Below are 14,636 nucleotides of genomic sequence, written 5' to 3'. Positions count from 1 at the left end.
TAGCAATTTCCACAGGTAATAGGTTCCAAGTTTTCGACAATGTAATATCGAATGATGGTTTCTTTAAAATTAACGCGTCAAAAGAAGGAGATTAGTGTAAATTTATGGAACATATTCTAGGTATGGGGTACTGATTCACTGTGCCTTCATTTACCTTTTTGATCGGAGGATTTTTCCATTTTATGCTGATAAAACGCATGTTTATCACATTTGTTACATCCATCCTTGGCATCTTGCTGATGGGGGCTGTTCCGTTTGCTTTTAACGGAACATCTTTTCAATTCAGCAAGTATACGGATGGATTGAAAGAGTTGCTGAGCCAGCTGTCCCATTTGGCTGATATTACTTATCCAGCCGGGGCAGCCCAACGATCGCTTTTTCCTGATGTGTGGGAGCCTTATACCTATTCCATGACAGTGCTGTTTTCCGCGTTGTTTCTGGCTCTATTTCTAGCGATCCTGCTCAGCATTCTGATTTCCCTGCTTCCTAAACGATTGTATCAGGGAGCCAAGTCCATTCTGTTTGTGTTTGAGTCGTTTCCCGATATTTTGATTACGGTGCTGATTCAATTTTTGATCATCTGGATTTACAAAAAAACAAATGTGCTTCTTTTTGATGTAGTTGCCTTTGGAGATTCACAGCCATACACTCTCCCGATTCTCTGTTTAAGTGTGATGCCGATTATCCTTTCCCTGCGCATTCTGCTGTTTCATATGGAAGAGGAGTGGGAAGAACCGTATATCGAAAATGCAAAAAGCAAGGGACTTTCACGTCTCTATATTCTGATTCATCACATCATGCCAAACACCTTAATTCACTTTTTTCACCAGTCCAAAATGATTCTTTGGTTCATGCTTTCAAATTTGCTTGTCATTGAAATCCTGTTCAACATTCGCGGCATCACCAATTTTGTCTATCAGCACGGGTTTCCAGCTATTTTTACCGTTGCCTCCCTGCTTGTCTTCCTTCCGATGTATGCGTTTTTCGCCCTTGGATCGTGGTTTACCAACCGTTGGGCCATGCAAAGCGAGGCGGCAGCAACTGCCGCAGCTCAATCGAGCTTGAATTTGGAGCCGTTGTGGCGAGTGCTGAAGCGTTTGCTCGTTCGAATCGTACGCCCGCTGCAATATGTCGCTGCACAGCCTCTTTTTGTTGCTGGATTTTGCATCATCGGTTCCATCCTCGCGTTAAGCCTGATCCATAACTATGCGTTTGGCAACGAGATTCCACAAACTCAAGTCATATATGCCAAGGATGGATTCAATGCGCTTGGGCGCGCGCCATTTGAGCCTTCTTCCCGTTTCTGGTTTGGCACCGACCAGTTTGGATTTGAACTGCTTTATAAAATCGCATCAGGTGCCAAGTATACGATCGGACTTGCTTTCTTCATCAGCCTGGCCCGGCTTCTCCTATCCTTTGCTGGCGGCTATTTGTTCTTTATCATGAATCAAAGGGTGAAAGAATGGCTCAAAGGGCTTGTCGATTCCACCCATTATATACCGGTTGCGCTGCTTTGTTATTTTATTCTGAACGCGGTCGTTCTTTCAGAAGGTATGACGTTTTGGCAAAAAGGCACCTTTTACATTCTGATCTTGACGCTCGTTGCCGTTCCTGCGGTGTCTGTGATGATCGGTTCGGAAATGGAATTGATCAGTTACCGTGAGTTTGTCACCAGCGCGAAAGTTCTCGGAGGCAGCCGCTTTCATGTTTTTTCCAGGCATATCCTTCCGCACACGCTGCCGAAATTGTGGTTTATCTACATTCAGCAAATCATGTACGTCCTGATTTTGTTTGCCCACCTCGGGCTGCTGCAAATCTTTTTTGGCGGCACCGTTCTTGAAGAGTACACGGTCTTTGGCGGTGATCTTTTACCGAAGTCCATGTCGAATGAATGGTCCGGCCTGATTGGCTCCTACTACCGGCAAATGATGCTCCGGCCGTATCTTCTTATCATTCCTGTTCTGTTCTTTGCGGTGTCCATTTTCGGGGTCAACTTGATGCTTGAGGGGTTGAAAAGGACGATTGAGGATTTACAGTGGCAAAGAAAGAAGTACTTTCATCCTGCTTCCCTCGTGATCGTGGCTGTAGCCGTTGGGTTGTGTTTCTTTGCCGTTCACAAGTTTTCGGATGACTTCAGACAAAGAGCAAAAGCAGTCTCCGCACAGAAAGTTGAAGCGAAGGAAACAGAACGGAAGATTCCCATTGTGGAACTCGAACGTGACACGATTAGCCAATTTGCTGACGGAATGATCAATGGGGTCAGAGAGTACTATATTGGCGGACCAATGGAACGGTCGATCATTAACGGCGTTTATGGAAAGCCGATAAAAGTGAAAGATTATGAGAAACGAACGGAATATTATTACAAGGAAGACGGCTACCAAATCATTATTTCCTCCGGGTTGAGCCGGGTGATCAACCGCATGCAGGTTGAGTACGACAGCTCCCGCAAGGATATTAAAGAGGCGATGAAAATGAAGCCGATGAAAGAGACAAAAGATTCATTATCCTATCTCAAAGGACGATATCTTGTCCTTTTCACCGAAAAATCAAAGGGACACTGGTGGCTAAGCCTCCAGGATCAATATTATTTCAGGTAAAACGATGAAAACCGCACCGGATTTGACTTCCGCCGCGGTTTTTTTGATTGGAAGCGACGCTATTTATGTGTCTGCACAATTTTTTTCAATTAGGGGTATTTTATTTTCAAAAAAGGCGAGTTTATTTTTAAAAACTCTTATTTATGTTCAAAAATCACCCTTTTACTTTCAAATGGTTTATCCTGATTTGATTACGACTAAATTCGACAAACGTATCTGTTCGAACAAAAATCGGCCCAAGCTAACTCAAAAACTACTCTCTTTCAGCTCGAGCACACGATTTCATTTTCCCCTTCTTTAGGTCTTGGAAGATGGAGTGTTTCCTGCGGACCTTCCGGCCAATATCTTCCCAGATTAAAACTGTTCACAAATGCATAGGGTGATGTATCGCTGAGCGATATGGAATGTTGGTTTTGACTGGCTGCGGGACATGACTCTATAACGAACAGTGTTTATCCTTTGCCTATGGAGCAGGCTTGCCAGAACTATGGGTATATTTTGTATAAAACTACTGTCGAATTTCCGGGGAAATATGAGATGGATACAAGAGGTATCAATGGTCGGGTGTTCATTTATGTGAATGGAGAACACCCGCATAAGGAAAGATGAAAAGCAAATGGTGAATCTTTCATTCTCTTTAACCTGTAAACATGCTGGAAATACTGTAGATAACATGGGACGTGCCAATTACGGTAAAAACCTGAAGGAACCAAAAGGGATTACACAGTGGATTTGGCTTAACAATCAGTACATTTATCATTGGGGAATGTATAAATTCGAACCTGAAGTGTGTCTTGGTAATACTTCGGAAGGTAAAGGGATGTTGAATTGCCGTTATCCAAGGATTTTTAAAGGAACATTTACATCCGATTCGATTGGCGATACGTTTGTATCGCTTCCTGGCTAAACAAAGGGCAATGTTCCTGGTATATCCATATCTGGAATTTCGGTGTATCGGCCGACGATACGTTCCTCCGTGAAACATAGAAATTGATGGAGCCTCCAGCCTTAAACATTTCATCCAGCACTTCGCCTGCATCCTCCCCTCCCCTCGTATGATGCTCTCCGTCCCAATGGTGACTCCAGTATTCTATTCACATGGCTGGCGAATTAGGCTGAAATTTTTTCAGCTTTTCAAATCCTTCCTCAGATCGAGAGCCAAAGTTCACGGTCGCAAGAACATCGGGCAGAGAAGCGTTTTTCAGCATATCAGACCCATCAGATGTAAACAGCACCCCGTCAATGCCGCGATCACGCATTGCATCTCCCCAAAAAGCCATGTAGGAGGCATCCTTACCATAACCGTGATATTCATTTTCGACCTGAATACCGATGACTGGACCGCCTTTTTCAATAAAATACGGAACAAGTTTAGGAATCAGTACATCGTAATCGTTTTCCACATGCTTTAAAAAGTCAGAATGGGAGCAGCGCAGTTCCATGTTTTGTCCCGTAGCAGCGATGCAGGCAGACCGCCAAACTCCCATTCCCCTGAACTCCCCTTTTCGCGGTTCGTGCAACATTCCACGGAACGTAGGTTTCCACGGCACGGAATTCCAACCTTTTACTCACCAAACGGGTCACACATAAAACACCCCATAAAAAAGCGGGCAGCCCTGCTGAACGCTTTTTCCTCAATTTCCTTCTTCACTAGTTTCCTCATCATTTCTTAACCTTTCGCGTTCTACTTCGAGTTTGATGCTCAGATCCTCTTCTTCGTCGGAGATATAGCCTTTATGAAGGATGGATTGGATTTTGCAGTGCTGAAAGTAGACGTTGTTATTGCTGTTACTGTGCCCGATTGGGTAGCTGCACCCAATATAATCAAACAGCACCTCATCAGCTGCGATCGACATGCGGCCATAAATCATCACGGGGCGGTCAGAACCCTCGAGTGTAACAACCGTACCGATCGGCAGCGGGAATTTTTCTGTCATGGGTTGCCCTCCTTCACTTATTCTCTTCCATTTCCATCACACGTTTTCACTATGGATACGATATCTATTCTCCTTCATTCCCCGATTTTCAAGGATCTATCCATTCGTTCTTATGCAGCCATCACCCTTTTGCTATAATATGGGGAAAAAGGATACAATCGGGTGGTGAACTGAAAATGTTTAAACTATTGCTTGTAGAAGATGATACCTCGCTGTTTCATGAGATGAAAGAACGGCTCAGCCAATGGTCTTATGAGATTTACGGTATCAGTGATTTTAACTCTGTGTTTCAGGAGTATACAGACCTTAATCCCGACCTGGTGATCCTGGATATTCAACTGCCTAAATTCGACGGTTTTCATTGGTGCCGGATGATCCGCTCGCATTCTAACGTACCCATTATCTTTTTATCGTCGCGTGACCATCCATCGGATATGGTGATGTCGATGCAGTTTGGAGCGGATGATTTTGTTCAGAAGCCGTTCCATTTTGATGTGCTCATTGCCAAAATACAGGCGATTCTTCGCCGGGTGTATAACTATAATGCTGAAAAAACGGAATTCCGGACATGGGCCGGAGCGGCGGTCGATTATGACCGAAATACGGTATCCAATGACGATGGAACCGTGGAACTGACAAAAAACGAAATGTTTATCCTGAAATTGCTCATCGAACAAAAAAACAAAATTGTAAGCAGAGACCATCTGATCAACAGCCTCTGGGACGATAAGCGGTTTATCAGCGACAACACCCTTACCGTGAATGTGAATCGCTTGCGAAAAAAATTAGAGGAAATTGGCTTGGGCAGCTCTATCGAAACAAAGATCGGCCAGGGTTATATGGCTTTAGAAGAGGGCAGCTCATGATCCGCGCTTTCCTTTCCGAACGGCGCAGCTGGATTGCTGCTTACCTCGTTCTTCAGCTTGCTATTCTTTCCGTTTGCTATATCGATTCTTCCATCCCTGCCGGTTCGGTGCTTTACGTCATTTTTCTGTCACTGATACTGTTCGCCCTGTTCCTGGTCTTTCGCTATCATAAGGAAACGAAATTTTATCAGCGGCTGGAGGAACGGGAGAACGATTTTGATTTGACCAGCCTGCCGGAAGCGGAAACCCCGTTTGAAAAAATCATAGAGAACAGCCTGGTCAGCCAGAGTACATATTTAAAGGAGAAAGCAGCCTTTTATCAAGAAGAAACGGAAGAGGCAAAAGACGATTTGCTGGGATGGATCCATGAAGTGAAGACGCCGCTGACCGCTCTCCGGCTGATGATCGACCGCCTGGAGGATGAAAAGCTGAAAAACCCTTTTCTTTATGAATGGCTTCGTATTCATTATCTTCTGGACCAGCAGCTTCACCAGAAGCGCCTCCCTTTTATGGAAAATGATTTGTATGTGGAAAAAGTGGACCTGGAGGATCTTTTGTTCTCGGAAATAAAGACCCTTCAATCCTGGTGCATTCAAAAAGGGATCGGGTTTGATCTGCAGCTGGAAGAAACCGTTGTTTTAAGTGACAGCAAATGGCTCTCCTTCATTGTAAGACAGCTGCTAACGAATGCCGTCAAATACAGCATGGAGTCCGATATCGTCATTTCCACCGGTAAGCACGGCGAAAGAGCGTTTCTCCGGATTGCGGATGATGGCCGTGGTATAGATCCGAGGGACCTTCCTCGGATTTTTGACAAGGGGTTTACTTCAACAGCGCACCACGGGGATCATGCTGCTACAGGCATGGGATTGTACCTGGCAAAAAAAGCCGCTGTTTCTTTGTTGATTGAGATTGAGGTACAATCCGAGCTGGAAAAAGGAACCATATTTACGCTGTCGTTCCCCAAACCAAACGACTTCTTGAAGATTACGGGCATGTGACATCTTTGTCACATGCTTTTCCCTTTTGTTCGGCGAATCGAAGGAAGTGAGAATTCTTTCCTTTTATACTTTAGATATCAAGAAACAAAAGGAGTGCAGAACGCATGACCATATTAGAAGCCAAAAACCTACACAAAAGCTACGGCAATAAATTTAACAAACAAGAAGTGCTGAAAGGACTCGATTTCAGTTTTGATAAAGGGGAATTCGTCAGCATTATGGGACCATCCGGATCGGGAAAAACGACCCTTTTGAACGTCCTTTCTTCCATTGACCGGATCAACAGCGGCTCCGTCATGATTGAAGGCAATGAGATTACAGGGATGAAAGAAAAACAACTGGCCGAATTTCGCAAGCATCATCTCGGGTTTATCTTTCAGGAATATAACCTGCTTGATACATTGACGGTAAAAGAAAATATCCTGCTGCCATTGTCCGTGACAAAAACCTCCCCCGCCGAGGCAGATCACCGGTTCCATACAATCGCGAACGAGCTTGGCATTTATGAACTGAAGGACAAATACCCGAATGAAATTTCCGGCGGACAGAAACAGCGCACTTCCGCTGCACGGGCATTTATCCACGAGCCGAGCATCATCTTTGCCGATGAGCCGACAGGTGCACTGGATTCGAAATCGGCTTCTGACCTGCTGAACAAGCTCGCTGAGCTGAACCGGAGCCGTAACGCAACGATCATCATGGTTACCCACGACCCTGTGGCCGCCAGCTATTGCAGCCGTATCCTTTTCATCAAGGATGGGCATCTGTACACCCAGCTTCACAAAGGAAACCAGACAAGACAGGAATTTTTCAGGGATGTTATGAAAACACAAGGTGTGCTTGGCGGTGTTCAGAATGAGCATTAATCAACTGATCGTTCGCAATCTGAAAAAAAACCTGAAGAACTATTATCTCTATGTCTTTGCCCTGATTTTCAGTGCCGCCCTTTATTTCGCGTTTGTAACCCTGCAGTACGATCCATCCATGGATGAGGCAAAGGGATCGATTAAAGGTGGAGCAGCACTTAAAGCCGCTTCCGTTTTACTCATTGCCATCGTTGCCATCTTCCTTTTATATGCGAATAAGATTTTTATTAAAAGACGAAGCAAGGAAATTGGATTGTTTCAGCTGATCGGCATGACCAAAAGCAAGATTTTCCGTATTCTCACTGCTGAAAATTTCTTGCTATACTTCGGCTCAGTTCTCTTGGGCATCCTTTTCGGCTTTGCCTTTTCAAAGCTGGCCATCATGATTTTATACAAGGTTACAGGTGTTCATGCCATTGCCACCCTGCATTTCTCAGCACAGGCAATGGTCCAAACGATCATAGTCTTTGCCGTCATCTACTGCGTCATCATGTTAACGAACTTTATTTTTATCAAAAGACAGACCATTTTGTCCCTCTTCCGCGCGGTTTCATCGACAGAAAGCAAAGTAAAGAAAATCTCTGTGCTGGAAATTATCATGGGAATACTCGGTCTGGTTCTCATCATTGCGGGATATTATGTATCCTCCAAGCTATTTGGTGGTGATTTCAACAACGAAGCCAAGCTTTATCTGGCAATGATTTCGATTCTCGGGTCTGTTATTTTGGGAACCTACTTGTTCTATAAGGGATCTGTAAGGTTTGTGTTCAACCTGATCCGCAAAAAGAAAAATGGATATCTGTCTGTCAATGAGGTTCTCTCCCTGTCGTCCATCATGTTCCGGATGAAGTCGAACGCTCTTTTGCTGACGATCATTACAACCGTGTCAGCACTCGCCATTGGGCTCTTGTCATTAACCTATATTTCTTACTATTCCGCTGAAAAAACGGCCAGGAACTATGTGCCCAACCAATTTTCGTTCACCAGCACCGATGCGGCCGGCACATTCAAGAAGGAGTTAAACAAAAATAATATTAGCTTCAAGGAAACAAACATTGAAGTGCTCCACATAAATGCGGATATATCCTCCGTTATGGAGGCGAAGCTTGAAGCTTCCTCCACAGCCACAGGGCTCAATCCGAAAAACACGAGCATTTCAGTGATCAGCGATTCCAGTGTAAATGGCCAAAACCTCTCGAAAAGAGACATGTATTTGACTGGCGTGACCGATCTTCAAAAATCCTTTTTTAAGATCAAAGACTCCGGCCAAATCATATGGAAAACCAAAAAGGAGAAGATCCTGCAAAACTACATCGGCATGAAGAAGGATTCGGTCGTCTCCATCCCTTTTACACGCGGATTACCGACAGCGGTAGTGAATGATTCTGTGTTTCGCGAGCTTAAAGACGGGCTTGATCCCTCTCTTAAAACCGAACCTTCCCGTTATGTGGGGATTGATGTCACGAACGAAAATCAGCTGCAAAAAGCGGATGACCTGTTTCAGAAGCAACAGTTTAAAGCAGGCCAATTCTCAAGAGTGGAAATGCTTCAAGATCAAAAGCAGAATATGGGTCTGACGATGTTTATCGTTGGTTTCCTTGGATTGACTTTCCTGATTACATCGGGCTGTATTCTCTATTTTAAGCAGATGGATGAGAGCGAAGAGGAAAAGCCGAACTACACCATTTTAAGAAAGCTTGGGTTTACGAGAGGAGATTTGCTGAAGGGCATTCGTTTCAAGCAGCTGTTCAACTTCGGGATTCCGCTCGTATTGGGGCTGATCCACAGTTATTTTGCCGTGAAGTCCGGATGGTTCCTTTTTGGAACTGAGCTGTGGACACCCATCATCCTGGTTATGGTTCTGTACACTGCACTTTACTCCATCTTTGGAATCCTGTCGGTCGTTTATTATAAAAAAGTCATCAAAGAAGCATTATAGGAGAACCCTCCGCGCTGTACGGCACGGGGCGTTTTTCCATGCCATGATTGTAAACGCTTCCCATCAGCACCTCATGTTTACTTCACATACTTTGGAGGAATACACGCATCCGGGTCAACTCCATTTCTCCGGGAACCATTGAAACGCCGCTCATCGACTCCCTTGCCGGCACAAAGGAAGAGGAAGCCGGCAGACAGTTCCTTGAAACAAACAAAAGGAAACGACGGAATAAAAGCCGCAAGCAACGGTGCTTGCGGCTTTTTCCTGTTTCATATTTTCCCTGTTGGCCATACTGATAACAGTACAAGGAGGCAGGTGAACGTGGTGGAACGAAAAATTTTGGTGTGGAGCAGTCTGCTTTTTATGGCATTTATGCTGGGCTTGTTTATCTATTACCTTATGAAAGATGATGCCTCCCGCTGGCAGGTTGCTCTTGGCGGAATTGCAGTCAGCGCGCTGCCCCTTGGTCTGCTTTTTCTGAAAAGAAATCCCTTTCCTCTGGTTCTTATTATGGGTTACTTTCTATTTCTTTTGTGTACCACGTACCTTGGCAGCATCATGCAGTTTTATCTGAAGTTTCCGTGGTGGGATACCACCCTTCATTCCTATAAAGGAGCCTTTGTCGGCTTATGCGGCATGTCGCTTTACAAACGGTTCGTGCCCGAAAAGCTCAGGGACAGCGTATCTCCCTGGCTTTATTTTCTTTTCATTCTCTCCTTTTCATCCCTTGCCTCAGTCCTCTGGGAAATCTATGAATATACCGGAGATCTGGTAGCTACCCACACCATGCAGCTCGGCGGGAACAAAGATACCATGGGGGATCTCCTGGCCGGTGTAGCGGGTGGATTGGCTGCTGCACTATACGCCAAATGGAGAGGTCATCGCGTTTAAAATACGAGCTGTTCTTTTCTATGATTTTTTGTTGTTGCCATTGCATACTCTTTTTTGGTGTAAACGTAACCTTCCATAATTCTTCTTGAGGTCCGGACCACCTTTATCGCGTGCACTTTCTTTTCATAGAGTTTTGCCTGGGTTTCCATGACCCCGGCCGGATGGGCAAGGCGAAGGGTGCTGTTCCGGTCTGAAATCATACGGGAAACAATGGTGTTTTCCAGGTAAGCTGCCGCTGTTGTACATACCGCCCCCGTTATGGCCAATGCCCTGTGTGGCCGCTGCATGGACATCATCCGAATGACCAAATCCATTTCCTCCGCTTTCCGCTTCCGCCCGGCAAGATCCATGTAATCCTTTGGTTCTGCAACAATCGTAAGCTTTGGTACAGCGGGTGATTGATCCGTCGCCTCTTCTCTTGAACAAAATCCGCAAAGCTCAGCAGCGATTGATCGTACTTCTTCCAGTTTTGCTAATGAATCCGGGGAATAGTCATCAGGCAGTTCGATTCCGTTCAACCCCACATCCATCGCCTTGACAAAAACAAGCGGATTCGCAACGTCAACGATAGAGATACAAAAGGCACCGAACGATGTCTCAATGAAATCAATGGCATTTCCAGTAGGAAACACCCTGCCTGTCACCGATCCTTCGGCATCTTCAAATGACAGATAAATAGGAGATCCGGTTCCTGGCACCCCGGGAATCGAACAATTCCCTTCCAGTTTCACCCTTCCATCCTCTACTTCCACTTCAGAAATAATCACCTTTTTTGTATTCGTATTGTAAATCCTTACTTTTGTCACCGGTTCCCTTGCCCTCACCAATCCCTGTTCGATGGCATATGGACCAACCGCCGAAGAAATATTTCCACAGTTCCCTTTAAAATCGACCATTTTCTTGTCAATGCTCACTTGGGCAAAGGTATAATCAATGTCCACATCGGCTGCTTCTGATTTCTTTATGATGGCCACTTTACTGGTAAGTGAATTGGCGCCGCCCAACCCATCAATTTGCATGTTGTCCGGGCTTCCCATGACATCCAGCAAAAACTCTTCCCAATCTTTCCGCTGCTCTGGCATATCCTTTTCATTGAAAAATGCGCCTTTGCTTGTTCCTCCCCGCATAATGATTACCGGAACTTTTGTCATCATCATCACCTCAACTGATTTGCTCTTCTCTCTTTGAACTCATCTTAGTCCAATTCTTCCGATAAATTAAATACATATTATTTATCTAAAACCTTAAAAAATATTTATAACTAAAAACAGGAGTGATAGGATAAAAAAAAGGAGTGAGAAGAATGGACGAGAAAGACTGGACACTAATGAAAATATTGTACGAGGAAAAAAGTATTACGCGGGCAGCAGAAAAACTCTACATTTCACAGCCTGCTCTGAGCTACCGGCTAAGGCATCTCGAAGAATCCTTTGATACCCGATTGTTCTATAAACGAAAAAGAGGAATTGAATTTACTGCAGAGGGAGAATATCTCGCCAAATATGCAGAGCAAATGATTGAAGAACTGCAGAGGACAAAAGATCACATTTCAAATATCGGACAAGCGGTTAAAGGAACACTTCGAATCGGTGTATCGAGTAATTTTGCGCAATACCGCCTTCCCGATATTCTTAAACGATTTTCTAAAATCTATCCCGATGTTCAATTTAAGGTCAATACCGGCTGGAGCACGAAAATTATGAGTCTGCTGGATGCTTCCAGTATCCACGTTGGCGTGTTAAGAGGAGATTACCATTGGCGGGGAGATAAATTTTTGCTGACAAAAGAAAGGCTATGTCTGATCTCTAGATCTGAAGTCAATTTGGAAAACCTGCCAGAATTGCCGCTGATCCACTATAAAACCGATACATCGCTCGATAATTTAATCACCGCATGGTGGCATGATAACTTTGCCAGCCCGCCTTCTGTCGCCATGGAAGTGGACCGCCAGGAAACCTGCAAGGAGATGGTGAAGCACGGGCTCGGATTCGGTATTGTCCCTGAAATCTGCCTGCAGCCTTCAGACAACCTTTTTGTTAAAGGGCTTTCGTATAAAAATAACGAACCTGTCCTTCGTGACACCTGGCTGATGTATCATCCCGATTCTCTCAACCTGGCTGTTGCCAAAGCATTTATTGATTTTTTGAATCAAGAACCATCAACTGCCTTGTAGCGCGTCTAACCAGCATAGTTACGTTATAAATATTTTTTATTAAATTGATAAAAAAATATATATTTAACTTATTCATTGACGTGTATTATTCTTGAACAAACATGTTAGACGCTTTTTAAATCGTCAGTTTTGAAAGCGTATACAGAAATGAGGAGGTTTTCGTACTATGCTGGCTATTCTTGGTATTATCATGATTGTGGTGTTTACGTATTTGATCATGGCAAAACGTTTATCACCGATCGCCTCTCTTACTCTTGTTCCTGTCGTCTTTGCTGTTCTTGGCGGATTTGGAGGGAAGCTGGGCACGATGATTATGGACGGACTGAAGCTCGTCGCACCATCTGCTGCTTTGCTGCTCTTTGCCATTTTGTTTTTCGGTATTTTAATTGATGCCGGCTTGTTTGATCCACTCGTAGAAAAGATCCTTAAGATTGTTAAAGGAGATCCTGTAAAAATTGCCATGGGAACAGCCATTCTTTCCTTACTGGTGGCGTTGGACGGTGACGGAACCACCACTTATATGATCGCTGTTTCCGCATTGCTTCCCCTTTATATCCGCATTGGGATGAATCCATTGATTCTGGCTACCGTATCCATGCTTTCGCTCAGCATCATGAGTGGAATGACCCCTTGGGGCGGTCCTGCCACACGGGCCATCGCCGTTATGGGGCTGGATGCTTCCGAATTTTTCATTCCCCTGCTGCCAACCATGATCGGAGGCGCGTTATGGGTCGTTTTTACAGGGTATCTTCTCGGAAAAAGAGAACGACGCCGGATTGGAATTGCCGATCTGAAGCATAAAAAGGTAGATCCTGAGATCCTTTCACAATTGGCCGCTGCCCAGGAAACCATGTCTGCAGATGGTGATTCTGCAAGCTTCAAACGCCCGCATCTCCGCTATTTCAACTTATTACTTGTCATTGCTGTAATGACCGTTTTAGTAATGGGCTTACTTCCGGCCCCAGCCTTATTTTTAGTCGGCTTTATTATGGCGCTGATGATCAACTATCCGAATCTAGATCTTCAAAAGGAACGAATCGCAGCGCATGCGAACAATGCACTCACCGTTGTACTGCTTGTGTTTGCTGCAGGTGTGTTCGCCGGTATATTATCAGGTACTAAAATGGTGGATGCGATTGCACAGGCTCTCATTTCCATCATTCCGGACTCGGCTGGACCGCTGTTCCCGGCGATCGTGGCCATTACCAGCATGCCGTTTACCTTTGTTCTTTCCAACGATGCCTATTACTTCGGCGTGCTCCCGATTCTTGCAGAGGCGGCTTCCGCTTACGGGGTCAGTCCCATTGAAATTGCAAGGGCTTCCATTATGGGGCAACCGGTCCATTTAATGAGCCCGCTGGTGGCTTCCACCTTCCTGCTTGTCAGTATGGTCAATGTCGATATTAGTGCGTTTCAGCGTTTTGCGTACAAATGGGCCATTTTGACCGCGTTGGTTATCACATGTCTCGCTCTGCTTACGGGAGCGTTAACCCTGCTCTGACTTCGCATTTGTTACTTTTCCGCCTCCTTTGGGTAAAACTGTAATAAGCCTAAAGGAGGTGGAAACATGTGGATTGCCGCAATGTGGGGGGCCATATCCGGTTCAGCAGTGCTGCTGGGTGCAATTGCCGCCATAGCCTTCCCAATCAAAAAACGAGTGATAGGATTTATCATGTCGTTTGGTACAGGGGTGTTGATTGGTGCAGCTACATATGAATTACTCGGAGAGTCTGTCCGGTCGGGAGGTTTGCTCCCAACAGGGTCTGGCTTTTTGGTGGGCGCCATCATGTTCACCCTTCTGGATTTTTTTATCTCTCGAAAAGGAGGCCATCAGCGGAAGAGATCGGCCGGACAAAATGATGCCTCGAAAAGCAGTTCCGGCCTCGCGATTTTTATCGGAACCGTGATGGACGCCATTCCCGAATCGATTATGATCGGTGCCAGCCTTATCGAAAACAACAATGTCAGCTGGCTGCTGGTCATCGCCATTTTTATCAGTAATATCCCAGAGGGCTTGTCGAGTACGTCAGGGATGCTGAAAAGCAATATGAGCAAACAAAAAATTATGATTCTTTGGTTATCTGTTCTCTTCATCTCTACTTTAAGTGCGTGGGGCGGCTATTTCTTTTTGGAAAATGCTTCAGAGGAAGTCATGGCCATCATTGCCTCTTTTGCAGCAGGCGGTATTATCACCATGGTCGGTTCAACCATGATGCCCGAAGCCTTTGAAGAAGGAGGATCCATTGTCGGGCTGGTCGCCGCCATCGGATTGTTGGTTTCGCTTATCTTGACGACAATATAACAAAAAACAAGCCCTCTTCTGACTTCTGTCAACAAAAGAGGGCTTGTCTTTTATATCTTTT

Annotated in this window: 13 protein-coding genes and 2 pseudogenes; 11 read left to right on the top strand and 4 right to left on the bottom strand. The window is 45.0% G+C overall.

Annotated features, from left to right (window positions below; all coding sequences use genetic code 11):
* Positions 1-182 precede the first annotated feature (182 nt).
* Positions 183-2,600 carry an ABC transporter permease subunit gene (locus AS030_RS17190; RefSeq protein ID WP_141687114.1) on the top strand — a complete coding sequence of 806 codons (2,418 nt, stop codon included), beginning with the start codon at positions 183-185 and terminating at the stop codon, positions 2,598-2,600.
* 263 nt (positions 2,601-2,863) lie between these two features.
* Here the strand turns inward: AS030_RS17190 and AS030_RS24705 are convergent.
* Positions 2,864-2,971 (bottom strand): annotated as a pseudogene (locus AS030_RS24705) (hypothetical protein); the annotation flags it as partial.
* 209 nt (positions 2,972-3,180) lie between these two features.
* Here AS030_RS24705 and AS030_RS17185 point away from each other — a divergent pair.
* Positions 3,181-3,507, top strand: coding sequence for a hypothetical protein (locus tag AS030_RS17185; protein ID WP_061973870.1), 327 nt, complete (start codon positions 3,181-3,183; stop codon positions 3,505-3,507).
* A gap of 187 nt (positions 3,508-3,694) precedes the next feature.
* Here AS030_RS17185 and AS030_RS17180 read toward each other — a convergent pair whose 3' ends face one another.
* Complete coding sequence (locus AS030_RS17180) at positions 3,695-4,087, bottom strand: beta-galactosidase (protein WP_061973868.1); 393 nt, start codon at positions 4,085-4,087, stop codon at positions 3,695-3,697.
* A gap of 147 nt (positions 4,088-4,234) precedes the next feature.
* Complete coding sequence (locus AS030_RS17175) at positions 4,235-4,537, bottom strand: DUF4176 domain-containing protein (RefSeq protein ID WP_061973866.1); 303 nt, start codon at positions 4,535-4,537, stop codon at positions 4,235-4,237.
* A gap of 176 nt (positions 4,538-4,713) precedes the next feature.
* Here AS030_RS17175 and AS030_RS17170 point away from each other — a divergent pair, with 176 nt between their 5' ends.
* The 6 genes and pseudogenes from AS030_RS17170 (at position 4,714) to AS030_RS17150 (ending at position 10,100) form a co-directional block, all read left to right on the top strand.
* Entirely contained in the window at positions 4,714-5,403 is a 690-nt protein-coding gene (locus AS030_RS17170; protein WP_061973863.1) for a response regulator transcription factor, read from the top strand.
* Entirely contained in the window at positions 5,400-6,404 is a 1,005-nt protein-coding gene (locus AS030_RS17165) for a sensor histidine kinase (protein WP_061973861.1), read from the top strand. Before AS030_RS17170 ends, AS030_RS17165 begins: the two co-directional genes overlap by 4 nt.
* 104 nt (positions 6,405-6,508) lie before the next feature.
* Positions 6,509-7,270, top strand: a complete 762-nt coding sequence (locus tag AS030_RS17160; RefSeq protein ID WP_061973860.1) for an ABC transporter ATP-binding protein — start codon at positions 6,509-6,511, stop codon at positions 7,268-7,270.
* Positions 7,260-9,209 carry an ABC transporter permease gene (locus AS030_RS17155; RefSeq protein WP_061973858.1) on the top strand — a complete coding sequence of 650 codons (1,950 nt, stop codon included), beginning with the start codon at positions 7,260-7,262 and terminating at the stop codon, positions 9,207-9,209. Before AS030_RS17160 ends, AS030_RS17155 begins: the two co-directional genes overlap by 11 nt.
* A gap of 107 nt (positions 9,210-9,316) precedes the next feature.
* Positions 9,317-9,424, top strand: a pseudogene (locus AS030_RS23750) (SDR family oxidoreductase); the annotation flags it as partial.
* The gene (locus AS030_RS17150; protein WP_240482380.1) at positions 9,411-10,100 is read left to right on the top strand and encodes a DUF2238 domain-containing protein; all 690 of its coding nucleotides are present in this window, start codon (positions 9,411-9,413) and stop codon (positions 10,098-10,100) included. The pseudogene AS030_RS23750 and the gene AS030_RS17150, both read left to right, overlap by 14 nt.
* Here the strand turns inward: AS030_RS17150 and AS030_RS17145 are convergent.
* Positions 10,097-11,251, bottom strand: a complete 1,155-nt coding sequence (locus tag AS030_RS17145; protein WP_061973855.1) for a 2-methylaconitate cis-trans isomerase PrpF family protein — start codon at positions 11,249-11,251, stop codon at positions 10,097-10,099. The genes AS030_RS17150 and AS030_RS17145 overlap by 4 nt on opposite strands.
* Before the next feature lie 152 nt (positions 11,252-11,403).
* Here AS030_RS17145 and AS030_RS17140 point away from each other — a divergent pair, with 152 nt between their 5' ends.
* The 3 genes from AS030_RS17140 (at position 11,404) to AS030_RS17130 (ending at position 14,575) form a co-directional block, all read left to right on the top strand.
* Positions 11,404-12,273 (top strand): LysR family transcriptional regulator, encoded by an 870-nt coding sequence (locus AS030_RS17140; RefSeq protein WP_061973853.1) that lies wholly within the window; start codon positions 11,404-11,406, stop codon positions 12,271-12,273.
* A gap of 166 nt (positions 12,274-12,439) precedes the next feature.
* On the top strand, positions 12,440-13,774 hold the full coding sequence (locus AS030_RS17135) for a CitMHS family transporter (protein WP_061973851.1): 1,335 nt from the start codon (positions 12,440-12,442) through the stop codon (positions 13,772-13,774).
* Between the two features lie 66 nt (positions 13,775-13,840).
* Positions 13,841-14,575 (top strand): ZIP family metal transporter, encoded by a 735-nt coding sequence (locus tag AS030_RS17130; protein WP_061973849.1) that lies wholly within the window; start codon positions 13,841-13,843, stop codon positions 14,573-14,575.
* The last annotated feature ends 61 nt before the right edge of the window (positions 14,576-14,636 follow it).

Origin of the sequence: Fictibacillus enclensis, from assembly GCF_001457035.1 — a bacterium.
In the GTDB taxonomy this organism is placed as follows: domain Bacteria; phylum Bacillota; class Bacilli; order Bacillales; family Fictibacillaceae; genus Fictibacillus_C; species Fictibacillus_C enclensis.
The sequence above is the reverse complement of the archived record's forward strand: the minus strand, read 5'-3'. Positions and strand labels throughout refer to the sequence as shown.

What these genes read in the sequence shown, in the direction of transcription:
- AS030_RS17160 (WP_061973860.1), top strand. Translation starts at nt 6,509, where the DNA reads ATGACCATATTAGAAGCCAAAAACCTACACAAAAGCTACGGCAATAAA.
- AS030_RS17145 (WP_061973855.1), bottom strand. Translation starts at nt 11,251, where the DNA reads ATGACAAAAGTTCCGGTAATCATTATGCGGGGAGGAACAAGCAAAGGC.
- AS030_RS17180 (WP_061973868.1), bottom strand. Translation starts at nt 4,087, where the DNA reads ATGGGAGTTTGGCGGTCTGCCTGCATCGCTGCTACGGGACAAAACATG.
- AS030_RS17190 (WP_141687114.1), top strand. Translation starts at nt 183, where the DNA reads ATGCTGATAAAACGCATGTTTATCACATTTGTTACATCCATCCTTGGC.
- AS030_RS17185 (WP_061973870.1), top strand. Translation starts at nt 3,181, where the DNA reads ATGGAGAACACCCGCATAAGGAAAGATGAAAAGCAAATGGTGAATCTT.
- AS030_RS17170 (WP_061973863.1), top strand. Translation starts at nt 4,714, where the DNA reads ATGTTTAAACTATTGCTTGTAGAAGATGATACCTCGCTGTTTCATGAG.
- AS030_RS17140 (WP_061973853.1), top strand. Translation starts at nt 11,404, where the DNA reads ATGGACGAGAAAGACTGGACACTAATGAAAATATTGTACGAGGAAAAA.
- AS030_RS17165 (WP_061973861.1), top strand. Translation starts at nt 5,400, where the DNA reads ATGATCCGCGCTTTCCTTTCCGAACGGCGCAGCTGGATTGCTGCTTAC.
- AS030_RS17135 (WP_061973851.1), top strand. Translation starts at nt 12,440, where the DNA reads ATGCTGGCTATTCTTGGTATTATCATGATTGTGGTGTTTACGTATTTG.
- AS030_RS17155 (WP_061973858.1), top strand. Translation starts at nt 7,260, where the DNA reads ATGAGCATTAATCAACTGATCGTTCGCAATCTGAAAAAAAACCTGAAG.
- AS030_RS17175 (WP_061973866.1), bottom strand. Translation starts at nt 4,537, where the DNA reads ATGACAGAAAAATTCCCGCTGCCGATCGGTACGGTTGTTACACTCGAG.
- AS030_RS17130 (WP_061973849.1), top strand. Translation starts at nt 13,841, where the DNA reads ATGTGGATTGCCGCAATGTGGGGGGCCATATCCGGTTCAGCAGTGCTG.